The sequence below is a fragment of the uncultured Treponema sp. genome, assembly GCF_934725225.1.
Taxonomy (GTDB): domain Bacteria; phylum Spirochaetota; class Spirochaetia; order Treponematales; family Treponemataceae; genus Treponema_D.
The window spans coordinates 21,560-48,549 of record NZ_CAKVAM010000003.1 but is presented as its reverse complement, the minus strand read 5'-3'; the positions used below and the strand labels follow the sequence as shown (position 1 = coordinate 48,549).

The window sequence follows — 26,990 nt, the reverse complement described above, 5'->3', positions numbered from 1 at the left end:
TATTTTAATTTTTGAAAGCGTTTATTAAATTTAGAATAGAAGAAACTTGTTCAACTGATAAAGTTTCAAAGAAAGAGATAAGTTCTTTTTTCTCATTTTCTATATTTTTTGTTTTTTCAAAGTATTCTGAGAAAAAATTTTCAGAATCAAAAAAATCTGCAGGCGAAATTTCTAAGTATTCGCATATTGCAAAAAATCCTTGAAGAGACGGAAGCCGTTTTCCGTTTTCAATTAAATTTATATAGTTTACATTTTGCCCCAGCGCAATGCTCATTTCCCGCGCGGAAATTTTGTTTTCGTTCCGTAAATAGCGCAGCCTGTCTGAAAATTCCTTGCTATATTTGCTTGCAGTTTCTTTTTCTGTACTCATTGTACATACTTTAAGATGTTGATTTTAAAAACTTGCAATCTATAAGATAAAGTTGTATACTTGTACAATCTTAAAGATTGTATTTTTTTAGAGGTGTTTATATTTTGACCCGACACGCCATTCTTTGCGGCTCTGCACCAGACGGATTCACGCAGAAAAAAATAAACGGAATGCACGATTTTCTCACAAGTGAAACCAGCGACTTTTGGGCGGAAAAAGAAATAACGATTTTCCCGAATGGCGTTGATGAGTCGATGCTTTCTTTTGTGCTTGAACGGCTAAAAGCGGACAAAACTGAACAAATTCTTCTATATGTATGCACTTTATCACCAGTTTCGGATGAAGATAAGTCTGTGTGGCTTGGTGGAGATGAAATTCATAAAAGTTTGATTGAAACTTTCTGTGCGAATGGTTGCGGTCAGGTGATTTATGACTGCGGAAGGGAAGTTGTGAGAGATGATATGCCGGAGGCAGTTTTAAACTGATTTTTATGAGCAGCAAAGTAGAAGAGTCTCCAAAAAATACACTTTCTCCCAAGTCCCTAAAAAAGAACGCTGCTCTTAACATGACAAAAACTGTCATGTCGCTTGTGTTTCCGCTTATAACTTTTCCGTATGCAAGCCGTGTGCTTGGACCAGTTTATATTGGCAAAGTCAATTTTGCACAGTCGATTGTAAGCTATTTTGCTTTGGTTGCCGCGCTTGGAATCAGCACTTATGCAGTAAGGGAAAGCGCGAAGCTACGCGATGACAGAAAAAATCTATCTGTTTTTGTAAAAGAAATCTTTTCTCTGAATATGATTTCTACAGTCATCGCATACATTCTGTTTGCACTTGCGATGGTTGTTGTTCCTGCTTTTGGAAATTACAGAATTCTGCTGTGTGTCTGCGGTGCGTCAATTCTTTTTACGACTCTTGGCATGGACTGGCTTTATACAGGGCTTGAGGAATTCAAATACATAACAATTCGCTCTATCGCTTTCCAGTTCATAAGCTTGATTCTTCTGTTCTTTTTTGTCCGGAATCAGAATGACTATCTTAAATATGCTGGAATAAGCGTTGTTTCTTCTGTTGGAAGCAACATCTGCAATTTTATCCATGCAAGGCATTTCGTTGACTTTAGGGTAAAAGCGTTGTGTTTAAAAAAGCATCTGAAACCGGTTTTTACTCTTTTTGCAATGAGTGCTGCAGTCAGCATCTACACAGTTTTGGACACAACAATGCTTGGCTTTATAAAAGGCGATGAGTCTGTTGGAATCTATACCGCCGCAACAAAAATAAACCGCATGGTGATAATGATGATAACAGCCGCGACAGCCGTGCTTCTTCCTCGCTTGTCTTATTATGCGGATAAGGACAGAAATGAATTTCTTCGGCTTGCTAACAAGGCTGTTCAGTTTGTTGTGATGTTCTCGGTTCCGTGCGCGGTAGGTCTTTTTGTCCTTTCAGAGCCGGCTGTTATTCTTTTCAGCGGCGATCAGTTTTTGCCTGCAGTTCCGGTGATGAAGATTATGAATGCGGTGATTATGTTTATTTCTTTGGGCTGCCTTATGGGTGGAAATGTGCTTATTTCGGCTGGTAAGGAAAAGTCAAGTCTTGCTTCTACTGTTGTGGGAGCTGTTTCAAATTTTTCTCTTAATTTTATTTTCATTCCACAATATGGAGCTTCAGGCGCCGCAATTGGAACAGTCTGCGCTGAATTTCTTGTGATGACAACTCAGTTTATTCTTGGACGCAAAATTATTGATTGGAAAAATCTTTTTAGAACGGTTGTTCAGGTTTTTGCGGCAGTTTTTGTTATGGCATTATTTCTTTTGTTTTTAATGCGCTTTATAAACAAAATTGTGCCACAAATAATTTTCTGCACTGCTTTAGGATTTTTCCTTTATGCCGGAACAATGATTCTTTTTAAGAATGAGTTCGTTATGAATTTTTTTAAGATTATCAGGAGAAAGAAAAGTGATATTTAAAAAATTATTTTTTAGGCTTTCAAGAAAAACTTATACAGCTGTTTTTCCAAATGCCTGGTATACAGAAAAATATGTTCAATATTTTAATCAAGAAGCTAATGATTTTGTAAGAGATAAAATAGAAAAGAATAAAAACGGATTGATGATTGCAAAATTCGGCACAAACGAACTCGATACCATATTGTTTCAAACTAGAAAAAATGACGGTTTTCTAGCTTTTGCTGATATGGTTCATAACCGTCGGCATATTTTTGAAAATGAGATTATTTCATTGTCGTTGAATATGGGATTTTTGAACGGTGATAAAAATGATGAGAGAGAGCATTTTAAGAATTTGTATCTTGATGATATAAAGCAGATAGATATTCTAGGCTCGTATATCTATTCAGAACATTATTTAAGACAAGAACTTTCGCATTGTATCAAGGTCAATTTGAATGGCTATTACGCGCCTTTTTTATGGAAAAATCCATGGACAAAAGCTCTTGCTGGGAAAAAAGTTCTTGTTGTCTCGCCGTTTGCTGATTCAATAAAAAAGCAGTATGAGCGGCGTGAGAGGCTTTTTTCTGACAAAACTGTTCTTCCTGCGTTCAAGGAGCTGATAACAATAAAAGCTGTTCAGACTATTGCAGGAAACAATGATGAAAATTTTTCGTCTTGGTTTGAAGCTCTGCAATATATGAAGAATCAGATTTCTGAAAAAGATTTTGATGTGGCTTTGATTGGATGCGGGGCTTATGGTCTGCCTTTGGCTGCCCATGTAAAACGGATGGGAAAAGTCGCTGTTCATTTAGGTGCGAATGTCCAGCTTTTGTTCGGTATTTACGGAAACCGCTGGATAAATGATTTGCCGGAATTTTCAAAATTTATAAACGAAAACTGGATAAGACCTTCTGATTCTGAAAAACCCAAAAACTCAGATTCTGTTGAAAATGGATGTTATTGGTAGGGAGGGAATTTTAGAGCATAAGGCTTAAAAGGGGAAAAATTAAAGGAATTTCCTGCTCAGAAAAAAGTGGACGTACAGAAAATTCTGTTTGGATTTCATATAGATAAGGAGGCACGCTGAAAAGACAATTGATTTTTGATAAAACAACGGTATTTTCCTGTTGTTTTATATGTTCTTTGACATTTCTATTTTTGATTTTACTGAGGCGAAAACGGAATCTTGTGCTATACTTTATATGGATAATATTTGTATATTTATTGCAGGAGGTATGTAATAAAAACTTTGTCTAAAATAGCGTCAAAGTTTTTATTCACAATTTTGCGTTGCAAACTTTTTTATAAACTTCAATTTCCGCTGGAAACTTACGTCGCGAGTTCACTTGGTTGCGAAATTGTGCAAAAAGTCAAATCGGAAATTGATATTTCCTCATTGACTTTTTATTGGAGGTTGATATGCGCGTGCTTTCAAAAGAGTATCAAGAACATTTGAAAAAGAATGAAGTTTATCAGTTTATTGTAAATCATCCAAAGCCTGATTTTAAGGAACTGGATAAAGAATGTGATGATTTTGAATTATGGATTTCAAATGTACATAAAAAAGAACGTTCAAAGTTGAAGGAGATTTCTAAAAAGTGATTGTTGAATTCTCGGTTCTAGACACAGACGATTTTTCAATTGAGCATATCTTTGATTCTTCGGAGAATGAGTCCTTGATTGCAGACTTTTGTGCGTTGAACGGAGCAGAAGGTCTTGAGAACTACCTGAAAAATCAGGCTGCATCAGATGAGGAAGATTTGAACGCAAGAACGTATCTTGTAAAAGATAAAGTTTCGGGTGAACTTGCGGCTTATTTTACTTTGCGGAGCGGACTTATAACAATTCAAGTCTTTTATGAAAGTTTTGATACAATTCCTGCGGTTGAGCTTTCAAATTTCGCAGTGAATAAGAATTATCGTAACAATCATCCTGAGACGGCAAAAATCGGAGCATTTATACTAAGACGTTTTATCATCCCACTTTGCCAAACAATGAGCAAATACATCGGTCTTTCTTCGCTTTATATTTATGCTCTTCCAGATGAGAAGCTGATTGAACATTACACAAAACTGGGCTTTACGAGGCTTCCAAAAAAGCAGGAAAAATTCGTACAGAACCATATAAAGCCAAAATATGATGAAGACTGTGTGTTTATGTTCCAAAATCTGTGATCTTTACCATCTTTTAAAATCAAAAATAGAAATTAGATAAAATCAATTCTCTTTTCAGCCAAAATAAATGGCTGGAACACTTCAAACAAAAAATCGAAATTCTCTCTCCGGCAAGCAAACTGCAGTTGCTGCTGCATGGCTTTGTTTTGCCAAATATCTTCACAACCAAAGCTTTGGAAAATTTCTAAATAATATCTCTCGGTCAAAGAAAACTTATAGCTCATATTTAGGACAAAAATGCATTTTTGCAAAAGAGAATTTCCTGTTTAGGAAAAACAGAAATCATAAACTAAATTTTTTCATGGAGAATTATAAATGGAAAAACAGCGTGAAAGCGGAATAGAACTATTTAGATGTGTTCTTATGTACATGATTATATTTTTGCATATGTTGATTCATGGCGTAAACGGAGAAATTGTTTCTTTTAGAAATGGTCAGGTTTATGAAACTACATTGTTAGAGTCTTTTTTTACAATATTGTGCATGGTTTCTGTTAACTGCTATGTGATGATTTCGGGTTATTTTGGCATAAAACTAAGCAAAAACAGACTGCTGAAGACCTATTTGCCGGTTTTGTTTTATTCGCTGTTAATTGCAGTCATATTTTTTGCTTGCAAAAAAATCGCAATAAAAGAGCTGGTTCTAAGCTGTCTGCCTGTTGTTAGGGTTACATACTGGTTTGCAACATGTTATATATTTTTGTGCCTAATTTCTCCATTTTTAAATTATGTCGCAGAAAAATTTTATAAGAACAAGTATTTTTATTTTCTGATTTTTGTATTCCTTTTTATTACTTGGTTTCCTAAAGTCTGCGTCCAATTGAAAACTGTCTTAGGGTTAAGTTCGCTCGGTTTCTCTCAAATAATTATTTCATATTTAATTGGAAGATGTATTTTCCATTTTGGAAATGAAAAATTTGAAAATCAGTTTTTAGCAAAAATATTCACACAGAAAAAACGGATGGACTTTTGTTTTTTTCTTGCTTTTTCTTTTGTCACATTTTTTATGACTGCTGTTCTTTATGTACTCACAAAAAAGAATTATTGGTTTCCATTAGCTTCCTATTCGTCTCCTCTTACAGTGCTTGCCTCAGTTTTCTTGTTTCAATGTTTTAAGAAATTGGAGATTGGTTCTTTAAGTTTTTTAAACAGCTTGGGAGCTTCAACATTCGGAATTTATTTGATTCATGAAAATCCATTTATGAGACCTGTTATTTATTCGTTTTTTCATGCTTATGATTTTAAATTTTCTAAAATGCTTATTCCTTATGTTTTGCTCTGTAGCCTTGTCGTTTTTGTTACGGGGGGGGGAATAGATGTGCTAAGACAAAAAATTTTTGCCTTGATTACTAAATCCTACAGGAGATTATTAGCAAAATGAAAATACTTGTAACTGGTGCGAACGGTTTTATGGGGCACGGAATCATAAATGAACTTTCAGAAAGCGGAAATGAGATTGTCGCCTCGGATTTCACGGACTTTACTTACGGATACAAGAATGTCTCTTCCATTGCCGGAAATCTTTTTGAAATAGAAAATCCGTTTGCGCATTTCGGAAAGCCTGATGTCCTTGTTCATCTTGCGTGGCGGGACGGATTCAAGCATGCCTCGGACAATCACATTCTTGACCTTCCGAAGCATTATGAATTCCTTAAGAAGATGGTTTGCGGCGGAGTGAAGAAGCTTGTTGTTCTTGGCAGCATGCACGAGGTCGGTTTTCACGAGGGAAGCATAAACGAGAACACTCCGTGCAATCCGCTTTCACTTTACGGAATCGCAAAAAACGCGTTGCGCCAGATGACGGAGCTGCTTGTTAAAAATACAGAAACCCGGCTTCAGTGGGTGCGTGGTTTTTACATTGTTGACAACACCGTGAAAGGCTGCTCGATTTTCTCAAAGATAATGCAGTCTGCGGCGGACGGCAAGAAGTCGTTTCCGTTCACGTCTGGAATAAACCAGTTTGACTTTCTTGATTTCAATGTATTCTGCAAGCAGGTTGCCGCAGTCGTTCTGAACGATACGGTTTTCGGAACGATAAACGCCTGCTGTGGAAAGCCTGAGACTCTTGCTTCCCGGGTTGAACGATTTATCAAGGAAAACAATCTTGACATCAAGCTGGAATACGGCGCATTCCCAGACAGACCTTATGATTCTCTCGCAATTTGGGGAGACAACAGGAAAATTCAGAAAATCATGGAGAGCAAATAATGGAAGAGAAAAGAATCGGAATTGTTACAGTCTTATATAACAGCGAGAAAGTTCTTGATGATTTTTTTGATAGCCTGAAAAGACAGACTTACAGGAATTTTATCCTTTATGTTGTAGACAATGCTTCTCCTGACAATTCACTTGAAAAGGCAAAAATCTTGGCAGCAGACTGTAAGTTTGAAACAAAATTCATAGCAAACAAAGAGAACTATGGAGTTGCGAAAGGCAACAATCAGGGAATTATAAATGCGCTTTATGATGAGTGTGATTATGTTCTGCTGTCCAACAATGATGTGGTGCTTGAAGATGACACGGTAAAAAAGTTATATGCAGGTTTAATTGAGGCTGATGCCGACATGTCTGTTCCAAAAATATATCTCTATAATTCGACAAAACTTTGGTGCGCCGGAGGAAAATACAATAGATTCAACAACAATACCGTTCACTTTGGATATAACAAAGAGGACTGTGAAAAATATTCGAAACTAAAAAAAGTTTCTTATGCTCCGACTTGTTTTATGCTGATTAAAAATTCTGTTTTCTATGATGTCGGCTTAATGGATGAGAAATTCTTTGTTTATTATGACAATACGGATTTTGTTTATAGAAGCCAGAAATTAAAAAAACGGTTGTTTTATATACCTGATTCCCAAATGCAACATAAAGAAAGTGTTTGCACTGGAAAACGCTCTGATTTTTTCTACAGATATGTTTATAGAAATAGAGTTTATTTTGCTTCGAAGCACAGAAAATTTTGGAAATTAAAATATCTGGAAGACCTGATTTTTGATAAAACAATTAGAGCTATAAAAATGAAAAACAACAGAGGACAGCACGAAATTGTCAGTAAAGCCTTGAAAGAAGGCTATTTGCTTGGGAGCAAAAAATGAAAAACCTTCTCCATAAAGTCTTAAAACTCAACTTCCGCTCTGTTTTTCTCAATTTCTATCTTCTTCCGTTCAGGCAGGCTGTGCATCTGCCGCTGCTTTTTGCCCGGAATGTGAAAATCTCTGCGATTTATCGGGGGGGGGTACAATTGAATAGTAAAAACATATCTACTGCGATGGTTCAAATTGGATATGAAATTATCGGGAATGTTGACGGAAAATTCGAGCGTTCCATTGTTGAAATCAGGAATCCCGGAAAAGTGATTTTTACAGGAAAATGCGCTTTGGGCAGCGGAACAAGGCTGAACGTGCATGGAAATCTGAAATTCGGGAACAATGTAAGAATAAACGGAAATTCTAATATCTGCTGCTTTTCTGACATAGAAATCGGCGGCGGAACTATTGTTTCCTGGGACTGCCTTTTTATGGACACCGATTTTCATAAAATCTATGAGGACGGAAAAATTGCAAATGAGAATTCTCCTGTGAAAATCGGAAAAAACTGCTGGATTGGCTGCCGGGCAACTGTTCTTAAAGGTTCGGAAATTCCTGATGGCTCTGTTGTGGGAGCCGGAAGCCTTGTCTGCAAGAAATTCGGCAGGAAAAATTCTGCTTATGGCGGCAGCCCTGCAAAACTTTTAAAAGAAAACATCAGATGGGAGGAGTAAGAATGATATTTGCTCTTCCGTATTGCCTTGCATTTGTATTTATTCTCTTTTTGGAATTTTATCCGAAGCAGTGTGGAGCTGTTAATGCTAAGTATGTTCCTTGCCTTTCAGTTTTATTTTTCCTTCTTGTTTTTATTGGATTCCGCGGATTTATTGTTACTGACTGGGTAAGCTACTATCCATATTTTGAAGAAAATGTTCCTTCGTTTTTTGACGGCGATAGAGTAGAGAAATTCATCAGTGGCTGGCCGTGGGAAAAAGGCTTTCTTTTGTATTCCGTTGCAATGAAAAGTATTTGCCCGGACTATTTCTTCTTTCAGTTTTTCTCGTTCCTTTTTGACCTGATTGCGATTCATATCACATTTCGCCGGTATGTGCAGAAAAAATATATTCCTCTTGCTTATGCGGTGTTCTTTGTTTTTCAGGGATTTGTAATGGAAGTTAATCTTTTGAGAAATTCAAAGGCCATTGTCCTGTTTATGCTTTCGATTCCGTATTTGCAGGACAGAAAATTCTTGAAGTATGCGGCTTTGAATGCCATCGGCGGAATGTTTCATGTCAGCGGCTTTCTTTATATTCCGCTGTATTTTGTGCTAAACAGAAATTTCAACAGAAAATTTATAATTGTTGTTTTTTTGATTGGAAATCTGTTTTTCTTCTGCAGAATAAAATTTATCGCGCTTCTGCTTTCCGCTGTTGCTCCGTTTCTTGGCGGCACTCGTTTCGGTTCTATGATTTCCGCTTATGGCTTGCTTTCTGACAAGTTTTCTTCGTATTCAATCGGAATCGGATTTTTGGAGCGCACTCTTACATTTTTCCTAGTTTTCAAGTTTCAAAATAGAATTCTAAAAGCAAAACGTGATGTCCGTGCATTTGTAAATCTGCTTTATATATTTCTTTTCTGCTATCTGTATTTGTCTGAAGTTCAAATTCTGATTGAGCGGATAACAATGCTTTTTGTTATAGGCTACTGGATTGTTTTTCCGGCTGTATACGGAGAGCTTTCAAGGAAGTGGAAAGTGCTTTTTGCAGTTGTTTTCCTTTTTTACGGAATATTGAAGATGCTTGTCCAGTGCGACGAGCCTAATTACTCATACACAAATGTTCTTTATGAAGAGCCTGTGTATTCACAGAGATACAAACTTTTTGACCATGGAGACAAAAAATGATTCCCAAGATAATTCACCTGTGCTGGCTGAGCGGAGACGAATATCCGCCGCTTATAAAAAAATGTGTCGAGTCCATTTGTTCAAAGCTGTCGGACTACGAGATAAAAATCTGGACCAAAGAAAATTTTGACATTGACTCTGTCCTTTGGGTAAAGCAGGCTTTCGAGGCGAAAAAGTATGCGTTTGCCGCGGACTACATACGTTTCTGGTCGCTCTACAACTACGGCGGAATCTACCTTGACTCAGATGTCGAGGTCTTGAAATCTTTCGATGACTTTTTAGGCTGCAAAAGCTTTATCGGGTTTGAGTATCTGAATATCCCGGAGGCTGCTGTTGTCGGCGCGGAAAAGGGAACGGAATGGATAAAGAATTGCCTTGACTGGTACAACGGAAAGTCATTCCTGACTTCTGACGGAGAGATGAAAAGGGATGTTGTTCCTCGTCTTATGAAACTTGTCCTTGAAAAGGAATATGGAAGAAAAATTGAGGACAACGGAAAAATCCAGCATTTGGACGGGCTTGAGCTTTATCCGTATTCTTATTTCTCTCCGAAAAACTACTTCACAGGAAAAATCAGAATAAAGCCGGAAACCGTCTGCATTCACCGCTTTGCGAGCGCATGGGGACCGAATGAAAAACGGAAATGGACGCTTGTTGTGCATAACATTGTGATTCACCTGCTTGGAAAAAAAATTCACGACAGACTTTTCAGGCTTGCAAAGCCGATTTCTAAAACTTTCAACGGAGAAGAAATATGATTAGTGTTTGCATGGCGACCTATAACGGCGAGCGTTTCATAAAGGAGCAGATTGATTCGATTCTTCCGCAGCTTTCGAAAGATGACGAGCTCATAATCAGCGACGACGTAAGCACGGACAGAACGCTTGAAATCATCGCATCATATAACGATGAGCGGATAAAAGTTTTTCATCATCAGAAAAATCCTGAGTATGCGAAAATAAAGCATAGCCGCAATTTTTATTACGCGACCAGCAATTTTGAGAATGCATTGAAGCGGGCGAAAGGCGATTATATTTTCTTGAGCGATCAGGACGATATTTGGATGCCAAATAAAGTTCAGAAAATGATTCCTATACTTAAGGAATTTGATTGTGTTATGAGCAACAATCAGATTATTGATGTGAATGGAAAACCTTTGAATTTTTTTTTGGGGGAAAAACAGCCTTTTGGGAAATCAGTCTTTACGAATATAAAAAGGACTCCGTTTTTGGGTTGTTGCATGGCTTTTTCAAGAAAATCTTTGGATTACATTCTGCCTTTTCCAAGAAAGCTTATTGGTCATGATTTATGGATGGGAGCGTTATGCGCATATAAAAATTCTTTGTCATATATTGATGAGCCATTGCACGAATACAGATTTCATGAAAATTCTGTTTCACCATCTGTTACAGCAAATAGTAAAAATCCATTTTTGTTCAAAATAAAATATCGAATAGTTTTTTTGATTCAGTTCTATAAACGTATTTTGTTAAAAAAATAAAATTAAGGAGTGTAAAAAATGCAAATAATCTTTATTAATCCATCATTCAAATCTAAATATGGAAAATTCAGCAGAGAAAGCCGAAGTCCTGCTATTACAAAAAGCGGTGCTTTATATTATCCACTTTGGCTTATTTATGCGGCGGCTTGGTGCGAAAAGTGCGGACATAGAATTGGTTTTATAGATGCGACTGCTTTTCCTCTTTCAGAAGAAGAGACTTTTTCGAAAATAAATGAGCTTGCAGAAAAAACTGAAAAGATTATGTTTGTTTTAGACACAAGCACTCCTTCTATAAAAAGCGATATTGAATTTGGGGCTAAACTAAAAGATAAATTTATTGATAGTTTTGTTGTTCTTGTTGGAACACACCCATCTGCAGTTCCAGAAGAAACATTAAAATTCAATACAAAAATTGATGCCGTTGCAATTGGAGAATTTGACCATACTGTTGAGAAACTTGCTTCTGCATTGGAATCTGGTTGCAGTCTTGAAAATGTAAATGGAATTATGTTCAGAAAAGCTGATGGCTCATTGTACAGGACTCCATCAGCTGAATATATTACAGATTTGGATTCAATACCTTATGCTTCACAATTTATAAAGAAGTATTTGAATGAAAAACAATATTTCTTTCCAGCTGCAGTATATCCTGAGATTCAGATTTTTACAGGGCGAGGTTGTCCTTGCCGATGTAATTTTTGTGTTTATCCGCAGACTATGCATGGACATAAATATAGAGCTAGAACTCCTGAGAATGTTGTAGGTGAATTTGAATATATTTCGGAAAATTTTGAAGCTGTAAAAGAAGTTGTAATTGAAGATGATACTTTTACGGCTGATAAAAACAGGGTAAAAGAAATTTGCAATCTTCTTATTTCCAAAAAGTTGAATAAAAAACTTCGTTGGCTATGCAATGCTCGTGTAAATACGCTTGACTTAGAAACAATGAAACTTATGAAAAAAGCAGGTTGTCGGCTTATTATTCCTGGAATCGAAAGTGGAAACCAACAAATACTGAACAATATAAAGAAAGGTACAAAAGTTGAACAGTTTTATTCATATACAAAAAATGCAAAAAAGGCTGGCTTGAAAATTCATGCTTGCTATATGGTTGGAAATGAAGGCGAAACAAAAGAAACGATGCAAGAAACATTAAAGCTAGCATTGAAGCTCAATACCGATACAGCTCAGTTTTTCCCTCTTATTCCGTATCCAGGAACGGAAGCTTATGACTGGGCTGTAAGAAATAAATTCATAACGGTCAATTATGAAGAATATGTAAATGAAGATGGAACTCATAGTACAGTCTTAAATGAAAATGGTCTTTCTTCTGATGAAATGGTTGATTTTTGCAATTATGCTCGAAAAAAATATTATTTGCGTCCACGCTATATTATGCATAGGATTATTTCTGGATTAACTGATTTTGAGGATTTGAAACGTTCCTTAAAAGCATTTGGAAAACTAAAAGATTATCTTTTCAAATAGAAAATATAAAGCAGATAAGGAAATTTTATGCCTCAAATCTCAATAATAATGCCGTGCCACAACGGAGAAAAATATCTTTCAGACTCAATAACTTCTGTTCTGTCTCAGACTTATACAGATTGGGAGCTTCTAGTTATAGATGACAATTCCACTGATAATTCGGTAAATATAATGGAAGATTTCTGCAAAAAAGATGCACGTATAAAACTGCTCCACACGGAAAAATCTTCCGGCATGCCAGCAACTCCGCGCAATGTCGGAATAAATGCTGCGTCTGGTCGTTTTATTGCGTTTCTTGACTGTGATGATATATGGCTTCCGACAAAACTTGAACATCAGCTGCCGCTCTTTGAGACAAAAAATGTCGCGGTTGTGTTTTCGTATTACGCAAAAATGAATGCCGCTGGAAATTATGGATCTAATTCAATATCATCGCCTGTTTTTGTTTCATACAATTATATGCTAAATGGAAACTGCATTGGAAATCTTACCGGATTGTATGACACACAAAAATGCGGAAAAGTTTTTCAAAAAGAAATACATCACGAAGATTATGTCATGTGGCTTGAAATTCTAAAGAAAGGATTTTTTGCAATCAACACAAATTCTGTTGAAGCTGTCTACAGAGAAAACAGAGCTTCTGTTTCAGGCAGCAAGCTAAAAATATTTAAATGGCAATGGAACATTCTTCGCAAGGAGCTAAGAATTCCGTTTTTCAGAGCTTTAAAATATTTCCTTAATTATGCGGCTAGCGGATTCTTGAAATTCATAAAGTGAATTAGGGCGTTTCCTGCCGTTTGGCAGGTAGGGCTTTGCGCCGTTCCGCTGTCGCTGCATTCGACGCAGCAAGCTGCTTACGAACGCCTTCGGCGCGGCTACAATCCCTAACGCATTTTTATATTTTGGAGGTTAAAATAAAATGACAGTAACAATTATCGGCGGCTCTGGATTTGTAGGAACCCGGCTCGCAAAACGGCTTCTGGAGGCTGGACACAGTGTAAGAATCGCGGACAAAAGAAAGAGCGTGGCATATCCTGAGCTTTGGACTCGCTGCGATGTGCGCAATTCCGGGAGCGAGACGAATGAGTTTCCTGCAAGCCTTACGGACGAGGCGATGGCTCCTGGCGCGGATGAGGCTGCAAAGAAAGAGCAGCCAATGCATTCTCTTCTTGAAGTCCTTAAAGGAAGCGATGTTGTCGTGAATCTTTCAGCGGAGCACCGAGACGATGTTTCTCCAAAATCCTTGTACGACGAAGTGAACGTGAAGGGCAGCGAGAACATCTGCAAAGCCTGCACGGAGCTTGGAATCCATCACATTTTCTTTACAAGCTCAGTCGCAGTCTACGGATTTGCCCCGGTCGGAACAGATGAGAGCGGAGAGATAAAGTATTTCAACGACTACGGACGCACAAAGTATCTTGCTGAGGGAAAATACCGCGAGTGGCTTTCTTTTGACAAGTCGAACTGTCTTACAATAATCCGCCCGACTGTGATTTTCGGCGAGCAGAACCGCGGCAACGTGTACAACCTATTGCGCCAGATTGCAGGCGGAAAGTTCCCGATGGTGGGCAAGGGCACAAACCGCAAGAGCATGAACTACGTTGAGAATGTCGCGGCGTTCATCCAGTTCTGCATTGAAAACGAGGAAAAGCTTCCATGCTTTGAAAAGGAATACGACGGAACTTCAGCCGGAAAGCAGCACCTCTTCAACTACTGCGATGAGCCTGCATACGACATGAACCACCTTGTCCTTGATGTGTACAAGCACCTTGGAAAGCCGAGAAAGCGCCTTGTCCATTTTCCCTACTGGCTTGCATACTTCGGCGGAAAAGGCTTCGACCTGCTTGCGTTCATCCTGCACAAAAAGTTCGCAATAAATTCAATCCGCGTAAAGAAATTCTGCCAGAACACATACTTCAAGTCATCAAGAGTTCCAAAGACAGGCTTTTCCGCTCCAGTCTCGCTTGAGGAAGGATTGCGCCGCACGATTGACTATGAGTTTGTGAAGAAAGTGCAGGGGCATACTTTTTGTTGTGAGTAACTTTAAGAATCATATTTTAACAACACATATCATTGTATAGTTTTAGTTTATAATGGTATGTGTTTAACATTTTTCCTATAACGCCAAAAATGGTCTGTTAAATACTTTCTGAAGCCGATAAAGCATGTTTCTAGTATTGTGAAATTCCCCGCTTAAAATACAATAGAAAATTTTGCCTTTTAATGTTAAAATAAATCTAGTGTAATAGAAAATTTTCAAGTTTATTTATCGAGGATGAAAATGACTGATTTTGAACAGGCGGCGCAGTTTATTTCTTGGTGCATTGAAGAGTATGCTGCTGAAAATAAAAAAAAGTCAAAAGATGTGGCTGTTTTTTTCAATCAAGCCGGAGTTTTGGATTTCCTTGAAAAAAATTGGGAAATTCTGCATTCACAGGGAAGAAATTACATTTTAGGTTCTATAAACGATTTTATAAAATCACAGGAGCAAAGATGATTATTTATCATGGCGGATTTTCAGAAGTAAGATTTCCAAAAATATTAGAACCAAAACGCACATTGGATTTTGGCTTTGGTTTTTATGCCACAACGAATTTTAATCAGGCAAAAAAATGGGCGCTTTCAAAAAAAGATAGGTTTCATTATCGTGAGGCAATTGTAAATTTCTATGAAGTTGATGATTCTCTATTAAGAAATAAAGAATTAAATTGTAAAATTTTTGAAAAACCTGATGAGAACTGGCTGGATTTTATAGTTTCTAACCGGCAAAATATAGATTTTTCATATAACTATGATATTGTCTTTGGTGCTGTGGCAAATGATAATATTTATGCAAGCATTAATCTTTATGAACAAGGTTTTTTAGGAAAGTCTGAATTACTGGAAGAGCTTGTTGCCTGGAAATATGTGGATCAATTTTGTTTTCATTCTGAAAAATCGTTGGGTTATTTGCATTTTATAAAAAGCGAGGAGGTTTTCTGATGAAACGACCGAAAGTAACTCAGGAAAATGTTCATCTTTTTATTCCAAATAAGGTTGCCAGAATCTGTGGTGAACTTAACAAAACTCAGAATCTTTCTTTAAAAGAGGCAATTTTAAAATTCTATAATTCCAAAATCAGCGAAACGTTAAGCAGGGAATCCTCAAAACTTTGGCAGGAAGGCTGGGTTTATATTTACCAGAATTTATAGTTATACTGTTGGTATGGACATTCCAGCTTTTGAGGCAATTTCATTATGTTTTTTTTATATCACAATAATATTGCATCGTTTCAATGTGAGTAACTTTATAATAAAGTCTAGTAACGTCATTAAAATCAACACTTCACCTTAAATGGAGAAATTGCATGGTTGAGCGTTTCTACAGAGGCGTTGTTTTTGCTTACAGTTTCTGTGATTTTGTTTGATGCGGCAAGCAGAGTGGTTGCGGCGTCTTTGCATTCTGTAAGATTTTGCTCTACGCTTGAGTTCAGGTTAACAAGCTCGTTGCAGATTGAGGACGCGGCGGTTGTAACTTCCACAATTTTTTCAGCGCCGGATTTTACGATTTTTGAACTGTTTTTCATGTCGTCAAGCGCGCTTAAAATTTCCTGAGCTTTCTGTCCTTGTTCTTCTGCGGAAGATTTCAGGCTGTCTACAGAAGTGTTGATATTGCCGATTTTTTCGATTGTATTTTCAAAGGCGTGTTCAACATCAATAGATGTGTCTGAAATTGTGTCAATTTGAGTTTGGATAAGTTTGAGTGATTCAGATGAAGTTTTTGCCTGCTTTGATGTTGTTTCTGCAAGTTTGCGGATTTCTTCGGCGACAACTGCAAAACCTTTTCCAGCCTCGCCAGCGTGCGCCGCCTCAATCGCCGCGTTCATGGCAAGAAGATTTGTCTGGCTTGCGACGGATGCGATTATTTTGTTTGTGTCAAGAAGATTTTTTGATTTCTCTTTGACTTCAAGAATTTGCGCAACTGAATTTTTCAGTTCGTTTTTATTTTTGTCTGCGAATTCCACAAGCTCCGAAACATCTTTTGAGGCTTCTGTAATTTTTTTATTTACGGCAAGAACGTTGTTTGCAACGATTTCAATTGAGTCTGATGAATTGTCAATTGTTCTGTCCTGATTTTCAATTTCAGATTTAAGATTGTTGATTTGAGTTACAATTTCTGTAACTGACTGGTCAATTTTATCAACTGAACGAATCTGCGTCTGAACACTTTGCGCAACATTTTCAACAGTGCTGTTTGTTGTTTCAACGCTTTGGCCGATTACATCCGAGGCTTCCGAAAGATTTTCTGTGATGTGCCCGATATCATTTGCGGAATTTCTGATGTCCTTAATGAGCGAAGAAAGGTCAACGATAATGTTGTTGAATCCTTCTGCAAGATCCGCCGCTTCTTTTGTACTGCCTTCCTTAACTTCTTTTGTAAAGTCTCCTTGAGCAATTTCATTGCAGTTTTCAGCCATAAGTTTAAATTCTTTTGCGCTTGATTTTGCGCTGAAAAGAAGAATTGCTGCAGCGATTATAATTGCCGCGATGATTATAAGCAAAACTTTGAAGATTGCTGAATAGCTGTTTTTTGTAAAGTCAGAAACCAGACCGTAAACTACGATATACCAGGGAGTTGAAGATGATTTGCAAACTCCGTAAAAAATTCCGTTTTTTATCATTATATTTGCTGAACCAAAAAAATTGTCTTTGTTAAAGTTGTGCTTTTTAAATTCAGGCTCGTCAAAAATAGATTTTTCCATTAAAAAAGATGTGTCGTCATTTGTAATAAACAAACCGTCCGCATTTACTATATACGCCTTTGCGTTTTCAGAAATTTTAATATCCGACATTGCCGTGGAAAGATTGTTAAGAATTATATCGATTGCGGCAACTCCAAGCAGATTGTTGTTTTCATCTTTTACGTCCTTGCTGATTGTTGTGCAGATTGAGTTTGTCATTGTGTCAACATAAGGATCTGTAATTGCAAATTCGCCGGAATTTTTTACAGCGTCTTTAAACCACGGACGCTCAGGAGGAAGCCAGTCAGCATCAGGATTATAGCCGGAACTGTCAGAATAAAATCCGCCCGGCTCATAGCGTGAAATTAAAGTTCCGTAGTAAAGCGCGAAATTTTCGGGCATATTTACAGTGAGAGCTTTTGTCGCAAGGTCTGCGGTTTCTTTGTTGTGCTTTTCTTTTACAATGTTCCGCAAATGGTCAATTTGAGTTTCGTATTCTTTGATAATCGCTGAAATTTTTTCGTCGAGATTTTCAATTGAAGTTTTTGTGATTTTTTCAATATCTGTGTTGATTGTTTTATTTAGTACAATAAGAAAAGAACCAATTATAAAAGTTGAAGCTAGGATTAACGGCAAGATGTTTCCCAAAAACATTTTTGTGGAAAGTGAAATATGTTTGTTTTTCATACAGCCTCTCTGAAATTTATTGCTGAAAATAGTTCATTTCTTATAGCCAAAAAAGAGGCTGCCAAATATGGACAGCCCCTTTGCTGAAAATCAGCTTACTTTATTTTGTTGCTCCGGGAATCGCCTTCTCGAATTCCTTGTTTCCGTGTGTGTAGCGCGGAAGGATCTTCGGAGAAACCACGTCGGATTTTATTCCGGCTGCGTCGCGTTCTTTTTCAAACGCCTTCACATGGTCAAGGTTCATCTTTGAAGTGTCTGAAAGCTGGATGTCCTTGAACATTTTTCCGGCCTCAATTCCGGCTTCGCGTCCGAACACGACAACGTCAAGCAAAGAATTTCCCATCAGGCGGTTTGTTCCGTGAACGCCTCCTGAGGCTTCTCCTGCTACAAGAAGATTTGAGACATTCGTGTGGCAGGTCTTGTCAATCTCAACGCCGCCGTTCTGGTAATGGAGCGTAGGGTAGACAAGAATCGGTTCCTTTCGGATGTCGATTCCGTACTTGATGAACATATTGTACATCGCAGGAATAGACTTGAGGATTGTTCCTTCCCCGTGAATCATCTCAATCATCGGAGTGTCGAGCCAGACAGCGTCCTGAACCTCGTTGTGAACTCCGCGTCCGTTGCGCACTTCCTTGATGATTCCTGATGCGTTTACGTCGCGTGTCTCAAGCGGATGGATGTAGACCTCGCCGTTCTTGTTGATAAGCTTCGCGCCGAGCGAGCGTACTTTCTCCGTGACGAGCTTTCCGAGAATCTGGGTCGGATATGCGGCTCCTGTCGGGTGGTACTGCAGTGAGTCCTGATACAGAAGCTTTGCGCCGGCTCTGTATGCGATTACAAGACCGTCAGCTGTTGCTCCGTAATGGTTCGATGTAGGGAAGCCCTGGTAGTGCATACGTCCGGCTCCTCCAGTCGCGATGATCACGACCTTTGCCTTTGCGATTCTGATTTCGTTTGTCTCAACGTTCATAAGAACTGCGCCGCAGGCGTTTCCCTTGTCGTTCTTGATGATTTCTATTGCCGCTGTAAAGTCAACGACCGTGATTTTGTCAGGGCGGTTGAGAACCTCGTCGCGGAGTGTGCGCATTATTTCAGCACCTGAATAGTCCTTGCAGGCATGCATACGCTTGCGGCTTGTTCCGCCTCCGTGTGTCGTAACCATTGTGCCGTCAGCTTCCTTGTCGAATTCAACGCCGAGGTCGTTCAGCCATTTGATTACGGAAGGGGCTTTGTTTACAAGAGTGTAGACGAGCTCAGGCTTTCCGTCGAAGTGTCCGCCGCCGAATGCGTCAAGATAGTGCTGGGCAGGGGAGTCGTTAGGCTTGTCCGCCGCCTGGATTCCGCCTTCCGCCATCATTGTGTTCGCGTCTCCGATGCGTAGCTTTGTTGCAAGAAGAACTTTTGCTCCTGCCTCGCTTGCCATGATTGCGGCCGATGTTCCGGCTCCGCCTCCGCCGATTACAAGAACGTCTGTCTCGTAGTCAACGTGGGCAAGATCGATGTGCTCAGGCTCGATGCGCGGTTTTGCCTGAAGCATTGCCGCAAGCTCAATCGGTGCTTTCTGTCCCTTGTTCGGTCCGATTTTAAGTTCCTCGAACTGGCTTGCGATGCGATCCGGATGGTATTCCTTGAGAAGCTGATCCTTTTCGTCAGCAGTGAGACGCGCATGTTCGAATTTAAGGTTTTCTTCACGTTTTGCAGCCACAATTTTTGCTGCTTCGTCCAATTCGTTTCCGTACATATAATTCTCCCTGGCACCAAGAAAGGTGCGTCAGTTGTGGTTTTATTTCTCGATTTCGCGGTTGTTGTAGAGCTCTTTGATTTCCGCCAACGGCTTCTTCATCAGGTTCTGGATAAGCTCCTCGCATTTTCCCTCGTTGATTTCGTTAACGCGGTCAATAAGGTGCTGGCTCTGCGGCTGGATGTACTTTCCGTTAAGACGGCGGGCAAGCTCTGCGACCTGAGGATGGCTGATTCCGGCAGGACATCTTGAAGAGCAGCATCCGCACATAACGCAGTCAAACGAGAGGTCGGCGCACTTGGCGAAGTCTCCGCGCTGTGCATAGGCGATGTACTGCATTGTGTTGAGGTTCTGAGGACAGGCTCTTGTACAGGCGTTGCAGCCTACGCATGAATAGATTTCCGGATAAAGCTGCATCATCACGGCCTGCTCAGGCTTCATTGTGTTCAGGTCGTAAACCTGCTTTACAAGAGGGAAGAACGGAAGGGTGGCGATGTACATATCGTCCTCTACTTTCTTTGAGCAGGCAAGACAAGTCTGAAGCTGGTTCTCGCCCTTGATTCTGTAGATTGTAGCGCAGGCTCCGCAGAATCCGTTGCGGCATCCGCAGCCGCGTTTGAGCTGGTAGCCGGCATATTCCATTGCGTTCATGATTGTAAGTTCTGCCGGCACTTCGTATTTCTTGCCGAACAGATATATTGTAGCCATCTGTTTTGTCTCTGACATAATTTAATCTCCTCATGCGCCGCGGACGGCGCATCTGAAGTCTTATAAAAATTTTTGAATCTTCACAGGAAAATTCTTGAAATCAATACTCTGGAGGCAGTTCCCCAAGCTGGTCGAAGCTGAACACAGGTCCGTCCTTGCAGACGAATTTGTCGCCTATGTTGCATCTTCCGCATTTTCCGATTCCGCACTTCATGCGCATTTCCATTGTCGTAAAGACCTGACTGTCCTTGAAGCCGAGCTTTTTCAATGCGTCTAGCGAAAGGTGAATCAGAATCGGCGGTCCGCACATGATTACTGTCATGCTTGGATCCGGATTGCATTCCGTAACGTAAGGAGGAACGAATCCGACGTGTCCGTCCCAGTCGTCCTGCGGGCGGTCGATTGTAAGATTTATCGAGCAGTTCGGCTGCTTCATCCAGACGTTCTGCATCTCCTCAAGACGCACGAGATCAGCCTTTGAGCGGCTTCCGTAGATGACCTGAATTCTTCCGTAGTTCTCGCGGTGATCCATCATGTAGTTTACAACCGAGTGAACAGGAGCGATTCCGATACCGCCGGCAATTACGAGAATGTCCTTGCCCTTGAGCGCGCCCTCCACAGGGAATCCGTTTCCAATCGGCCCGCGAAGGCATATTTCCTGTCCTACTTCCGCAGAGTGAAGCCATTCAGTAACGCAGCCGCACTTCTTGATTGAGAATTCCATGTGTGTTTCAAGAGTCGGGGAAGATGTTATGGAAATCATAGATTCGCCCACGCCCGGAACAATCAGCATTGCGCACTGTCCAGGAATATGCTCGAACAATTTCTTTCCGTCAAGACCGACTACACTGAAAGTCTTTACATCAGGAGTTTCCTGCTTAATATCAATAATTTTTCCTACATAAGGAATAAAGCTTTCTTTGTTTTCCATCAGTTTCTCCTATTCCTTAGATGTCATCGCTCTCGTTGACGGCTTTGATGACCTTGACGATGTTCATGTTCACAGGGCAGCTCTCAACGCAGCGTCCGCAGCCTACGCAGCTGAACATTCCCTCATGCGCCATAGGATAATACATGAGCTTGTGCATGAATCTCTGGCGGCTTCTTTCCTTCTGTGTATGACGCGGATTTTCCGCAGCCATCTGGGTGAAGTCGTTGTACATGCAGGAATCCCAGCAGCGCACCTGGCGCACGCCGTTGCTTGTGGCGAAGTCGCGCACATCGAAGCACATACATGTCGGGCAGACGTAAGTGCAGGTTCCGCAGCCTACGCAAGGCTCAGAAACCTTGTCCCAGATTTTCGAGTTGAAAATCTTGAGCATGTCCTTGCCCTGGAACTTTGAAAGGTCAAGATGCGCGAACGGAAGCTTTTTAACTTTTGCCGCGATGTCCTTCTTGCAGGCTTCAACAGCCGATGTGTCAGCGTCCTCAAGCGCGGACTTTGCGTTCTCGATAAAAGCCTTGCCTTTGTCTGTGTTCGCCTCAAAATAATATTTTCCGTCAGCAAGCCAGCAGCTCACATCTCCTGCAGGTTTTGCAAGCGACGCGTCGATTCCGAATGTAGAACAGAAGCAGGTTTTCGCAGGCTCGTTGCAGGCCAAGCATATTACTGTTCCGTGCTCTCGGCGGTTCTTGTAGTAAGAGTCCACGGGATTCATGTTCAGGTAGACATTGTCAATTGCCTCAAATCCGCGTGCATCGCAGGCGCGCACACCGAAGATTACAAAATCCTCGACTTCCTTGCGCGGGTCAACGACTTTGACTTCCTTTCCGCTTACTTCATAGCTCACCAGATGCTCTGTCTTCGGAAAGAAGAAATCCTTGGCGGAGCGTGTGGTCTTTAATTTTTCTGAAAGCTTTGTGCCTTTCTGCCATCTTGCAAAGTCAGCTTTTCCTGAATTGTTGTCAACAGGCAAATACAAAGGCTGCTTTGAACCGATAAGCTCAAATAATGAATCGATTTTATCTTTTGCGATACTAAGCATTATTCATTACCTCCGTCTTTTGATCTGTCGTAAACAATCGTTGTCTCCGGGTCGTCTTCCTGGAAACGGAGCATCGCGGGCTTAGAGTCCATGTCAGCTCCGGCCTGATAGTCGCCGTAGATTTCGTTGATGTCCTTGATGTACTTGCGGTTAAGAAGGTAAAGCGGAATGTTCTGAGGACAAACTCTTGAGCATTCACCGCAGTCCGTGCATCGTCCGGCCACGTGCCATGCGCGGATAATATGGAACAGGCTTTCCTCAAAGCTTGTCTCCGCGACTTTCTGCGTTGTGTAGAGCGCGTTGTTGTCGAACACGCATTTCTCGCAGGTGCAGGCAGGACATACATTGCGGCAGGCATTGCATCTGATGCAGCGGCTGAATTCATTTCTCCAGAATTCATAGCGCTCGTTCACTGACATAGCCTCAATTTTTGCGACTTCCTCCATTCTTGCCGTGTTCGGAGCAACTTCAGCTTCCGGATCCACGCCGATATACTCATCGCATGAGACTGGCTTCTTTCCTGCGCAGTTTCCGCATGCATCCCCGCCGTCAATTGCGTCCTGGCACGGAACACCGATAGCATAGACATCACTTCTTGTAATGCGGCTTTCCTTGAGCAGCTGTGTGAATGAATATGTGTCGGAAGGCTTCAGGAATACAAGCACAACTTCGGACGGAATAGGCTTGTCCTGCGCATTCGGATCGCGCTGCTTCGCCATCGTGTTGTTCATGCGTGCTGTGCTTTTCGCAATCTCGATGTTTCTTGTGATTCCGACCAGATATTTTGAAAGGTTCGCCTTGCAGTATTTGTTGAAGACAAAATCCTTGTCCAGTTCTTCTGCGGTTGCAAATACGGCCGGAGTGATGTCATCTTCAAATAGACCTTTTTTCCAGCCGACAACCTTCTGTACCTTGCCTTCAGAAAGCAGCTCCTTGGCGCGGGCAATCAGTTTGTCTTGCATCTTACATCCTCCAGCTTCTTGTTTTCGCCAAGGGCTTTTATATGCGATACGAAATCGTTCATGATTCCGGCAAAGCGGACACCTTCAGCGGCGGAACACCATTCGACGCGTGTGCGTCCCTTGTCAATTCCCAAGTAGTCAAGCATCGAGAAAAGCAGGGTCATGCGGCGGCGCGCGAAATAGTTTCCTGTAGAGTAGTGACAGTCACCTGGGTGACATCCGCATAAGATTACACCGTCTGCGCCACGCTGGAATGCACGGAGAATGAACAGTGGATTCAGCCTGCATGAGCATGGAATACGGATGATTTTAACGTTCTTCGGATATTCAAGACGGTTGTTGCCTGCCAAGTCCGCACCGGCGTAAGAGCACCAGTTGCAGCAGAAAGCAACAATTCTCGGTTCCCATTCTTTATTTTCAGCCATAGTTCTTTTTTTTCAGAATAAATAATTACGCATTGCTTATTGGGCATTGCGAATTACAGTACTGAATCAACCTCCGCCAAGATTTGTTTGTTGCTGAATCCTAACAGATCCATTGCGCCGGAAGGACAGGCGACCGTACAGGCTCCGCATCCGTGGCACATAGCCTTGTTCACCTGGGAAACACGGCGTGTGATTGTAGTTCTGTTCGGTCCGCGGAAATCCTTCTCGATGTAAGAAATCGCGCCGTAAGGACAGACGTTCGCACACTGGCCGCAGCCGTTGCAGGCATTCTCGTTCGGATTCGCAGTGCAAGGATTGTTCTTGAGCTTGTCCTTTACGAGCAGGCAGATCGCCTTTGCGGCGGCACCGGAAGACTGCGCTACAGTCTCCGGAATGTCTTTCGGTCCCTGGCAGCATCCTGCAAGGAAAATTCCTGCTGTAGGAGACTCGACCGGACGGAGCTTCGCATGGGCTTCAAGGAAGAAGTCGTTGTTGTCCATGGAAGTTGTAAGCATTGTCGCAAGCGGGCGGGCTGATTTGTCTGCCTCAATAGAAGCGGCAAGAACAACCATGTCTGCCTTGATGTGAACCTGACGGTTCAGAATCAGGTCAGAGCCCTGGACGTCAAGAGTTCCGTCAGAGAGCGGAGTTACTTTTCCCACCTGTCCCTTGATGTAGTGGACACCGTACTGCTCAACCGCACGGCGGTAGAATTCATCAAAGTTCTTTCCCGGAGTGCGCACATCAATATAGAATACAGTGATGTTTGTATCAGGATAGTGGTCGCGTGTAAGAATTGCGTGCTTCGCAGTGTACATACAGCAAATCTTTGAGCAGTATTCATGTCCCTTTGTGGAGTCCGCAGAGCAGCGGCTTCCCACGCACTGGACGAATACAATGTTCTTCGGCTCTTTTCCGTCGGAAGGGCGGAGAAGATGTCCGTTTGTAGGACCGGACGCATTGCAAAGACGTTCAAATTCAAGTGAAGAAACAACATCCGGGCTCTGGCTGTATGCGTACTCATCGAATTTCTCAAGGCTGATCGGATTGTAGCCGGTAGCCACGATGATTGCGCCGTATTTTTCAGTAAGCATTGTCTCTTCCTGATGGAAGTTGATTGCTCCTGCCGCACAGGCCTTCTCACAGAATCCGCAGACATTGTCCTTGCCGTTCTTGAGTCCTTTCATGTGAAGACAGTAGTCCGCGGAGATTGCGGCCACCTTAGGAACAGCCTGGGCAAACGGAATGTCGATCGCCTTGCGGTTGTTGAGGTTCAGGTTGAATGCGTTCGGAACTTTCTTGTTCGGACACTTTTCGATACAGGCTCCGCAACCGGTACATTTTGTCTCGTCAACATAGCGCGGATGGCGTTTGATGTCCACCTCGAAGTTTCCGATATATCCCTTTACACCTGCAACTTCCGAGTATGAGAGGATGCGGATGTTCGGGTTCTGGCTGACTTCAGTCATTTTCGGCGTGACGATACAGGATGCGCAGTCCAAGGTAGGGAAGGTCTTGTCGAGCTTCGCCATCTTTCCGCCGACCGTATAGTCCTTCTCAACAATATCAACCGGGAATCCTGCGTCCGCAATGTCGAGAGCCGCCGTGATTCCGGCGATACCGCCTCCGATTACCAATGCGCGCTTTGTCATTGGTGTCTCGCCTTCAATAAGAGGCGTGTCAAGAATTGTCTTTGCGACAGCCGCCTTGCCCAAAGCAATGGCTTTTTCCGTCGCGTCGCCCATTTCCTTCATAACCCATGAACACTGCTCACGGATGTTCGCCACTTCCACCTTGTAGGCATTCAAGCCGGCGCGCTCCGCACAGGAACGGAAGGTCTTCTCATGCATACGCGGAGAACAGGAGCAGAGAACTACACCGGTAAGGTTCAGCTCGTGAATCTTGTCCTCAATCATTTTCTGACCGGCGGAAGAACACATATATGTATAATGAGTTGAATAAACTACACCGTTCACCTTGCCGAGCTCTTCAGCTACTTTTGCAACGTCAACAGTGCCTGCAATGTTTGTGCCGCAATGGCACACGAAAACACCGATTCTTTCCATGATGCTGCTCCTATTTGCGGTACTTTCTGAATGCGCTCATCAAAAGCTGCTGCGGAGTCTCTTCATCAAGCTTTTCAGGAACCTGAACAGGATCAAGATGAAGCGGACCGCGCTCGCGCTCGACTACAGTGCGCACAGCGTCAATAAGCTTGGCCGGCTCGACCTGGCGTGGACATCTCTCAAGGCAGGCGAAACAGCTTAAGCAGGTATAAATCGATTTGCTTTTCAAAAGCGGCTCGATTTCTCCGTTCTCAACCATCTGCACAAACTGGTGCGGGTGATATTCCATGGAGTCGTAATTAGGGCAGGTTCCGGAGCATTTTCCGCAGACCATGCATTTTTTAGGATTGACTCCGCTTGTCTCAAGAATCAGTTCCTTGTATTTCTGAATTTCTGACTCAAGCATTCACAGCCTCCTTTGCTACGGCATCCTTTACGCCGAGAGCTTCCGCAAGAAGTTCTGTAAAGTAGATAACGTCAAGCTTTGAAGAGCCTTTGTTCTTTATGAGATTGTAGCGGCAGAGAGGGCAGCTTGTAACAAGGAAGTCCGCTCCCATGTCCTCGGCATTCGCAAGAATTGAAGCTGATCTTTTCTGGGGAATTGTCTCGTCCTCAAATGCGGCATAGGCACCGCAGCACTCGTTGCGCTGGGCATAAATGACAGGAGTTCCGCCGATTGCGGTTATGAAGTCCTCAAGGATTTTCGGATTCTCAGGATCGTCAAATTCCATTACCTTTCCAGGGCGGAGAAGAAGGCAGCCGTAATAGGCGCCGATTTTCTTTCCCTTGAAAGGATTCTTGACGGCCTTCTTTACGTTGTCCCAGCCGATTCCGTCACGGAGAACTTCAAGGAAGTGAAGGACTTTCGTCTCTCCGTGGTATTCAATATTGTCTTGGGCGAGATAATTGTTTACTTTTAAAATTGTATTCTCGTCATTCTGCAGGTCATTGTTCACCTGCTTGATTACATTGTAACACGCTGAGCACAGTGTTACCAATGCCTGGTTCTTATCTCTGGATGCAGCCAAAGCCCGGACAGAAGGAAGCTTTGAGGCAATTTCATTTTTGCCTGTAGGATATACACCGCCGCAGCACTGCCACTCTTCAATTTCTTCAAGTTTGAAACCAAGAGCTTCAGCGCTTAAACGACCGTATAAGTCCAAATCCTTTGCTTTGTTTTTTAGCGTGCAGCCTGGAAAATAAGAATAAGTCAGTGTGTGTGTCTGGTTCTCACTCATTCTTTGCTCCTAAGTGCAGGATATTTTTAGCAAGCCTCAA

General features: G+C 41.5%; 30 protein-coding genes. 18 read left to right on the top strand and 12 right to left on the bottom strand.

What is annotated here, in order from left to right:
• Positions 1–4 precede the first annotated feature (4 nt).
• Positions 5–370, bottom strand: coding sequence for a helix-turn-helix transcriptional regulator (locus Q0H92_RS05125; RefSeq protein WP_296012630.1), 366 nt, complete (start codon positions 368–370; stop codon positions 5–7).
• A gap of 104 nt (positions 371–474) precedes the next feature.
• Here Q0H92_RS05125 and Q0H92_RS05120 point away from each other — a divergent pair, with 104 nt between their 5' ends.
• The 5 genes from Q0H92_RS05120 to Q0H92_RS05100 all read left to right on the top strand — a co-directional run bounded on the left by Q0H92_RS05120 (position 475) and on the right by Q0H92_RS05100 (position 4,495).
• On the top strand, positions 475–855 hold the full coding sequence (locus Q0H92_RS05120; protein WP_296012629.1) for a hypothetical protein: 381 nt from the start codon (positions 475–477) through the stop codon (positions 853–855).
• A gap of 5 nt (positions 856–860) precedes the next feature.
• Entirely contained in the window at positions 861–2,339 is a 1,479-nt protein-coding gene (locus Q0H92_RS05115; RefSeq protein ID WP_296012628.1) for a flippase, read from the top strand.
• Positions 2,329–3,288, top strand: coding sequence for a hypothetical protein (locus Q0H92_RS05110; RefSeq protein WP_296012626.1), 960 nt, complete (start codon positions 2,329–2,331; stop codon positions 3,286–3,288). The genes Q0H92_RS05115 and Q0H92_RS05110 overlap by 11 nt, the downstream gene beginning before the upstream one ends.
• A 452-nt stretch (positions 3,289–3,740) precedes the next feature.
• A complete protein-coding gene (locus tag Q0H92_RS05105; protein WP_296012623.1) occupies positions 3,741–3,923 on the top strand; it encodes a hypothetical protein in 183 nt (60 codons plus the stop codon).
• On the top strand, positions 3,920–4,495 hold the full coding sequence (locus Q0H92_RS05100) for a hypothetical protein (protein ID WP_296012621.1): 576 nt from the start codon (positions 3,920–3,922) through the stop codon (positions 4,493–4,495). The genes Q0H92_RS05105 and Q0H92_RS05100 overlap by 4 nt, the downstream gene beginning before the upstream one ends.
• A gap of 32 nt (positions 4,496–4,527) precedes the next feature.
• On the opposite strand, the gene Q0H92_RS05095 is transcribed toward Q0H92_RS05100, so the two are convergent.
• Positions 4,528–4,701 carry a hypothetical protein gene (locus Q0H92_RS05095; RefSeq protein WP_296012620.1) on the bottom strand — a complete coding sequence of 58 codons (174 nt, stop codon included), beginning with the start codon at positions 4,699–4,701 and terminating at the stop codon, positions 4,528–4,530.
• A gap of 109 nt (positions 4,702–4,810) precedes the next feature.
• On the opposite strand from Q0H92_RS05095, the gene Q0H92_RS05090 reads away from it, so the two are divergent.
• From Q0H92_RS05090 to Q0H92_RS05030, 13 genes are all read left to right on the top strand, one after another.
• The gene (locus tag Q0H92_RS05090; RefSeq protein ID WP_296012618.1) at positions 4,811–5,875 is read left to right on the top strand and encodes an acyltransferase; all 1,065 of its coding nucleotides are present in this window, start codon (positions 4,811–4,813) and stop codon (positions 5,873–5,875) included.
• Positions 5,872–6,702: an NAD(P)-dependent oxidoreductase gene (locus Q0H92_RS05085; RefSeq protein ID WP_296012616.1), complete on the top strand. Its 831-nt coding sequence runs from the start codon at positions 5,872–5,874 to the stop codon at positions 6,700–6,702. Before Q0H92_RS05090 ends, Q0H92_RS05085 begins: the two co-directional genes overlap by 4 nt.
• Positions 6,702–7,592, top strand: coding sequence for a glycosyltransferase family 2 protein (locus Q0H92_RS05080; RefSeq protein WP_296012613.1), 891 nt, complete (start codon positions 6,702–6,704; stop codon positions 7,590–7,592). Before Q0H92_RS05085 ends, Q0H92_RS05080 begins: the two co-directional genes overlap by 1 nt.
• Entirely contained in the window at positions 7,589–8,257 is a 669-nt protein-coding gene (locus tag Q0H92_RS05075; RefSeq protein ID WP_296012610.1) for an acyltransferase, read from the top strand. Before Q0H92_RS05080 ends, Q0H92_RS05075 begins: the two co-directional genes overlap by 4 nt.
• A gap of 2 nt (positions 8,258–8,259) precedes the next feature.
• Complete coding sequence (locus Q0H92_RS05070; protein ID WP_296012608.1) at positions 8,260–9,426, top strand: EpsG family protein; 1,167 nt, start codon at positions 8,260–8,262, stop codon at positions 9,424–9,426.
• Positions 9,423–10,184, top strand: coding sequence for a glycosyltransferase (locus Q0H92_RS05065; RefSeq protein ID WP_296012606.1), 762 nt, complete (start codon positions 9,423–9,425; stop codon positions 10,182–10,184). The genes Q0H92_RS05070 and Q0H92_RS05065 overlap by 4 nt, the downstream gene beginning before the upstream one ends.
• The gene (locus tag Q0H92_RS05060) at positions 10,181–10,927 is read left to right on the top strand and encodes a glycosyltransferase (RefSeq protein WP_296012603.1); all 747 of its coding nucleotides are present in this window, start codon (positions 10,181–10,183) and stop codon (positions 10,925–10,927) included. Before Q0H92_RS05065 ends, Q0H92_RS05060 begins: the two co-directional genes overlap by 4 nt.
• An 18-nt stretch (positions 10,928–10,945) precedes the next feature.
• Positions 10,946–12,415 carry a radical SAM protein gene (locus tag Q0H92_RS05055; RefSeq protein ID WP_296012602.1) on the top strand — a complete coding sequence of 490 codons (1,470 nt, stop codon included), beginning with the start codon at positions 10,946–10,948 and terminating at the stop codon, positions 12,413–12,415.
• Positions 12,416–12,442: 27 nt separating this feature from the next.
• Positions 12,443–13,192, top strand: coding sequence for a glycosyltransferase family 2 protein (locus Q0H92_RS05050; protein WP_296012600.1), 750 nt, complete (start codon positions 12,443–12,445; stop codon positions 13,190–13,192).
• A gap of 142 nt (positions 13,193–13,334) precedes the next feature.
• Positions 13,335–14,456: an NAD(P)-dependent oxidoreductase gene (locus tag Q0H92_RS05045; RefSeq protein WP_296012597.1), complete on the top strand. Its 1,122-nt coding sequence runs from the start codon at positions 13,335–13,337 to the stop codon at positions 14,454–14,456.
• A gap of 240 nt (positions 14,457–14,696) precedes the next feature.
• Positions 14,697–14,912: a DUF3791 domain-containing protein gene (locus Q0H92_RS05040; RefSeq protein WP_296012595.1), complete on the top strand. Its 216-nt coding sequence runs from the start codon at positions 14,697–14,699 to the stop codon at positions 14,910–14,912.
• Positions 14,909–15,397 (top strand): DUF3990 domain-containing protein, encoded by a 489-nt coding sequence (locus Q0H92_RS05035; protein ID WP_296012594.1) that lies wholly within the window; start codon positions 14,909–14,911, stop codon positions 15,395–15,397. The genes Q0H92_RS05040 and Q0H92_RS05035 overlap by 4 nt, the downstream gene beginning before the upstream one ends.
• Positions 15,397–15,606: a hypothetical protein gene (locus tag Q0H92_RS05030; RefSeq protein WP_296012592.1), complete on the top strand. Its 210-nt coding sequence runs from the start codon at positions 15,397–15,399 to the stop codon at positions 15,604–15,606. Before Q0H92_RS05035 ends, Q0H92_RS05030 begins: the two co-directional genes overlap by 1 nt.
• Positions 15,607–15,731: 125 nt before the next feature.
• On the opposite strand, the gene Q0H92_RS05025 is transcribed toward Q0H92_RS05030, so the two are convergent.
• The 10 genes from Q0H92_RS05025 to Q0H92_RS04980 form a co-directional block, all read right to left on the bottom strand.
• Positions 15,732–17,822, bottom strand: coding sequence for a methyl-accepting chemotaxis protein (locus Q0H92_RS05025; protein ID WP_296012590.1), 2,091 nt, complete (start codon positions 17,820–17,822; stop codon positions 15,732–15,734).
• Between the two features lie 100 nt (positions 17,823–17,922).
• Entirely contained in the window at positions 17,923–19,566 is a 1,644-nt protein-coding gene (locus Q0H92_RS05020; RefSeq protein ID WP_296012588.1) for an FAD-dependent oxidoreductase, read from the bottom strand.
• Between the two features lie 42 nt (positions 19,567–19,608).
• Positions 19,609–20,292 carry a 4Fe-4S dicluster domain-containing protein gene (locus Q0H92_RS05015; RefSeq protein WP_295798305.1) on the bottom strand — a complete coding sequence of 228 codons (684 nt, stop codon included), beginning with the start codon at positions 20,290–20,292 and terminating at the stop codon, positions 19,609–19,611.
• A gap of 82 nt (positions 20,293–20,374) precedes the next feature.
• Positions 20,375–21,205, bottom strand: a complete 831-nt coding sequence (locus Q0H92_RS05010) for an FAD/NAD(P)-binding protein (RefSeq protein ID WP_296012586.1) — start codon at positions 21,203–21,205, stop codon at positions 20,375–20,377.
• A 16-nt stretch (positions 21,206–21,221) separates the two neighbouring features.
• Positions 21,222–22,259: a 4Fe-4S dicluster domain-containing protein gene (locus Q0H92_RS05005; RefSeq protein ID WP_296012585.1), complete on the bottom strand. Its 1,038-nt coding sequence runs from the start codon at positions 22,257–22,259 to the stop codon at positions 21,222–21,224.
• Entirely contained in the window at positions 22,259–23,221 is a 963-nt protein-coding gene (locus tag Q0H92_RS05000; protein WP_296012583.1) for a 4Fe-4S dicluster domain-containing protein, read from the bottom strand. Before Q0H92_RS05000 ends, Q0H92_RS05005 begins: the two co-directional genes overlap by 1 nt.
• Entirely contained in the window at positions 23,206–23,646 is a 441-nt protein-coding gene (locus tag Q0H92_RS04995) for a hydrogenase iron-sulfur subunit (RefSeq protein ID WP_296012581.1), read from the bottom strand. Before Q0H92_RS04995 ends, Q0H92_RS05000 begins: the two co-directional genes overlap by 16 nt.
• 53 nt (positions 23,647–23,699) lie before the next feature.
• The gene (locus Q0H92_RS04990) at positions 23,700–25,712 is read right to left on the bottom strand and encodes a CoB--CoM heterodisulfide reductase iron-sulfur subunit A family protein (RefSeq protein WP_013701511.1); all 2,013 of its coding nucleotides are present in this window, start codon (positions 25,710–25,712) and stop codon (positions 23,700–23,702) included.
• Between the two features lie 10 nt (positions 25,713–25,722).
• The gene (locus Q0H92_RS04985; RefSeq protein ID WP_013701510.1) at positions 25,723–26,118 is read right to left on the bottom strand and encodes a 4Fe-4S dicluster domain-containing protein; all 396 of its coding nucleotides are present in this window, start codon (positions 26,116–26,118) and stop codon (positions 25,723–25,725) included.
• Entirely contained in the window at positions 26,111–26,950 is an 840-nt protein-coding gene (locus tag Q0H92_RS04980; protein ID WP_296012578.1) for a CoB--CoM heterodisulfide reductase iron-sulfur subunit B family protein, read from the bottom strand. Before Q0H92_RS04980 ends, Q0H92_RS04985 begins: the two co-directional genes overlap by 8 nt.
• Between the last annotated feature and the right edge of the window lie 40 nt (positions 26,951–26,990).

Bases quoted from the DNA above. Each gene is read 5' to 3' on its own strand.
- Q0H92_RS04995 (WP_296012581.1), bottom strand. From the start codon at position 23,646: ATGGCTGAAAATAAAGAATGGGAACCGAGAATTGTTGCTTTCTGCTGC.
- Q0H92_RS05010 (WP_296012586.1), bottom strand. From the start codon at position 21,205: ATGGAAAACAAAGAAAGCTTTATTCCTTATGTAGGAAAAATTATTGAT.
- Q0H92_RS05105 (WP_296012623.1), top strand. From the start codon at position 3,741: ATGCGCGTGCTTTCAAAAGAGTATCAAGAACATTTGAAAAAGAATGAA.
- Q0H92_RS05090 (WP_296012618.1), top strand. From the start codon at position 4,811: ATGGAAAAACAGCGTGAAAGCGGAATAGAACTATTTAGATGTGTTCTT.
- Q0H92_RS05035 (WP_296012594.1), top strand. From the start codon at position 14,909: ATGATTATTTATCATGGCGGATTTTCAGAAGTAAGATTTCCAAAAATA.
- Q0H92_RS05060 (WP_296012603.1), top strand. From the start codon at position 10,181: ATGATTAGTGTTTGCATGGCGACCTATAACGGCGAGCGTTTCATAAAG.
- Q0H92_RS05050 (WP_296012600.1), top strand. From the start codon at position 12,443: ATGCCTCAAATCTCAATAATAATGCCGTGCCACAACGGAGAAAAATAT.
- Q0H92_RS05080 (WP_296012613.1), top strand. From the start codon at position 6,702: ATGGAAGAGAAAAGAATCGGAATTGTTACAGTCTTATATAACAGCGAG.
- Q0H92_RS04980 (WP_296012578.1), bottom strand. From the start codon at position 26,950: ATGAGTGAGAACCAGACACACACACTGACTTATTCTTATTTTCCAGGC.
- Q0H92_RS05045 (WP_296012597.1), top strand. From the start codon at position 13,335: ATGACAGTAACAATTATCGGCGGCTCTGGATTTGTAGGAACCCGGCTC.
- Q0H92_RS05005 (WP_296012585.1), bottom strand. From the start codon at position 22,259: ATGCTTAGTATCGCAAAAGATAAAATCGATTCATTATTTGAGCTTATC.
- Q0H92_RS05125 (WP_296012630.1), bottom strand. From the start codon at position 370: ATGAGTACAGAAAAAGAAACTGCAAGCAAATATAGCAAGGAATTTTCA.
- Q0H92_RS05055 (WP_296012602.1), top strand. From the start codon at position 10,946: ATGCAAATAATCTTTATTAATCCATCATTCAAATCTAAATATGGAAAA.
- Q0H92_RS04990 (WP_013701511.1), bottom strand. From the start codon at position 25,712: ATGGAAAGAATCGGTGTTTTCGTGTGCCATTGCGGCACAAACATTGCA.
- Q0H92_RS05000 (WP_296012583.1), bottom strand. From the start codon at position 23,221: ATGCAAGACAAACTGATTGCCCGCGCCAAGGAGCTGCTTTCTGAAGGC.
- Q0H92_RS05025 (WP_296012590.1), bottom strand. From the start codon at position 17,822: ATGAAAAACAAACATATTTCACTTTCCACAAAAATGTTTTTGGGAAAC.
- Q0H92_RS05020 (WP_296012588.1), bottom strand. From the start codon at position 19,566: ATGTACGGAAACGAATTGGACGAAGCAGCAAAAATTGTGGCTGCAAAA.
- Q0H92_RS05115 (WP_296012628.1), top strand. From the start codon at position 861: ATGAGCAGCAAAGTAGAAGAGTCTCCAAAAAATACACTTTCTCCCAAG.
- Q0H92_RS05065 (WP_296012606.1), top strand. From the start codon at position 9,423: ATGATTCCCAAGATAATTCACCTGTGCTGGCTGAGCGGAGACGAATAT.
- Q0H92_RS04985 (WP_013701510.1), bottom strand. From the start codon at position 26,118: ATGCTTGAGTCAGAAATTCAGAAATACAAGGAACTGATTCTTGAGACA.
- Q0H92_RS05075 (WP_296012610.1), top strand. From the start codon at position 7,589: ATGAAAAACCTTCTCCATAAAGTCTTAAAACTCAACTTCCGCTCTGTT.
- Q0H92_RS05040 (WP_296012595.1), top strand. From the start codon at position 14,697: ATGACTGATTTTGAACAGGCGGCGCAGTTTATTTCTTGGTGCATTGAA.
- Q0H92_RS05015 (WP_295798305.1), bottom strand. From the start codon at position 20,292: ATGTCAGAGACAAAACAGATGGCTACAATATATCTGTTCGGCAAGAAA.
- Q0H92_RS05070 (WP_296012608.1), top strand. From the start codon at position 8,260: ATGATATTTGCTCTTCCGTATTGCCTTGCATTTGTATTTATTCTCTTT.
- Q0H92_RS05085 (WP_296012616.1), top strand. From the start codon at position 5,872: ATGAAAATACTTGTAACTGGTGCGAACGGTTTTATGGGGCACGGAATC.
- Q0H92_RS05030 (WP_296012592.1), top strand. From the start codon at position 15,397: ATGAAACGACCGAAAGTAACTCAGGAAAATGTTCATCTTTTTATTCCA.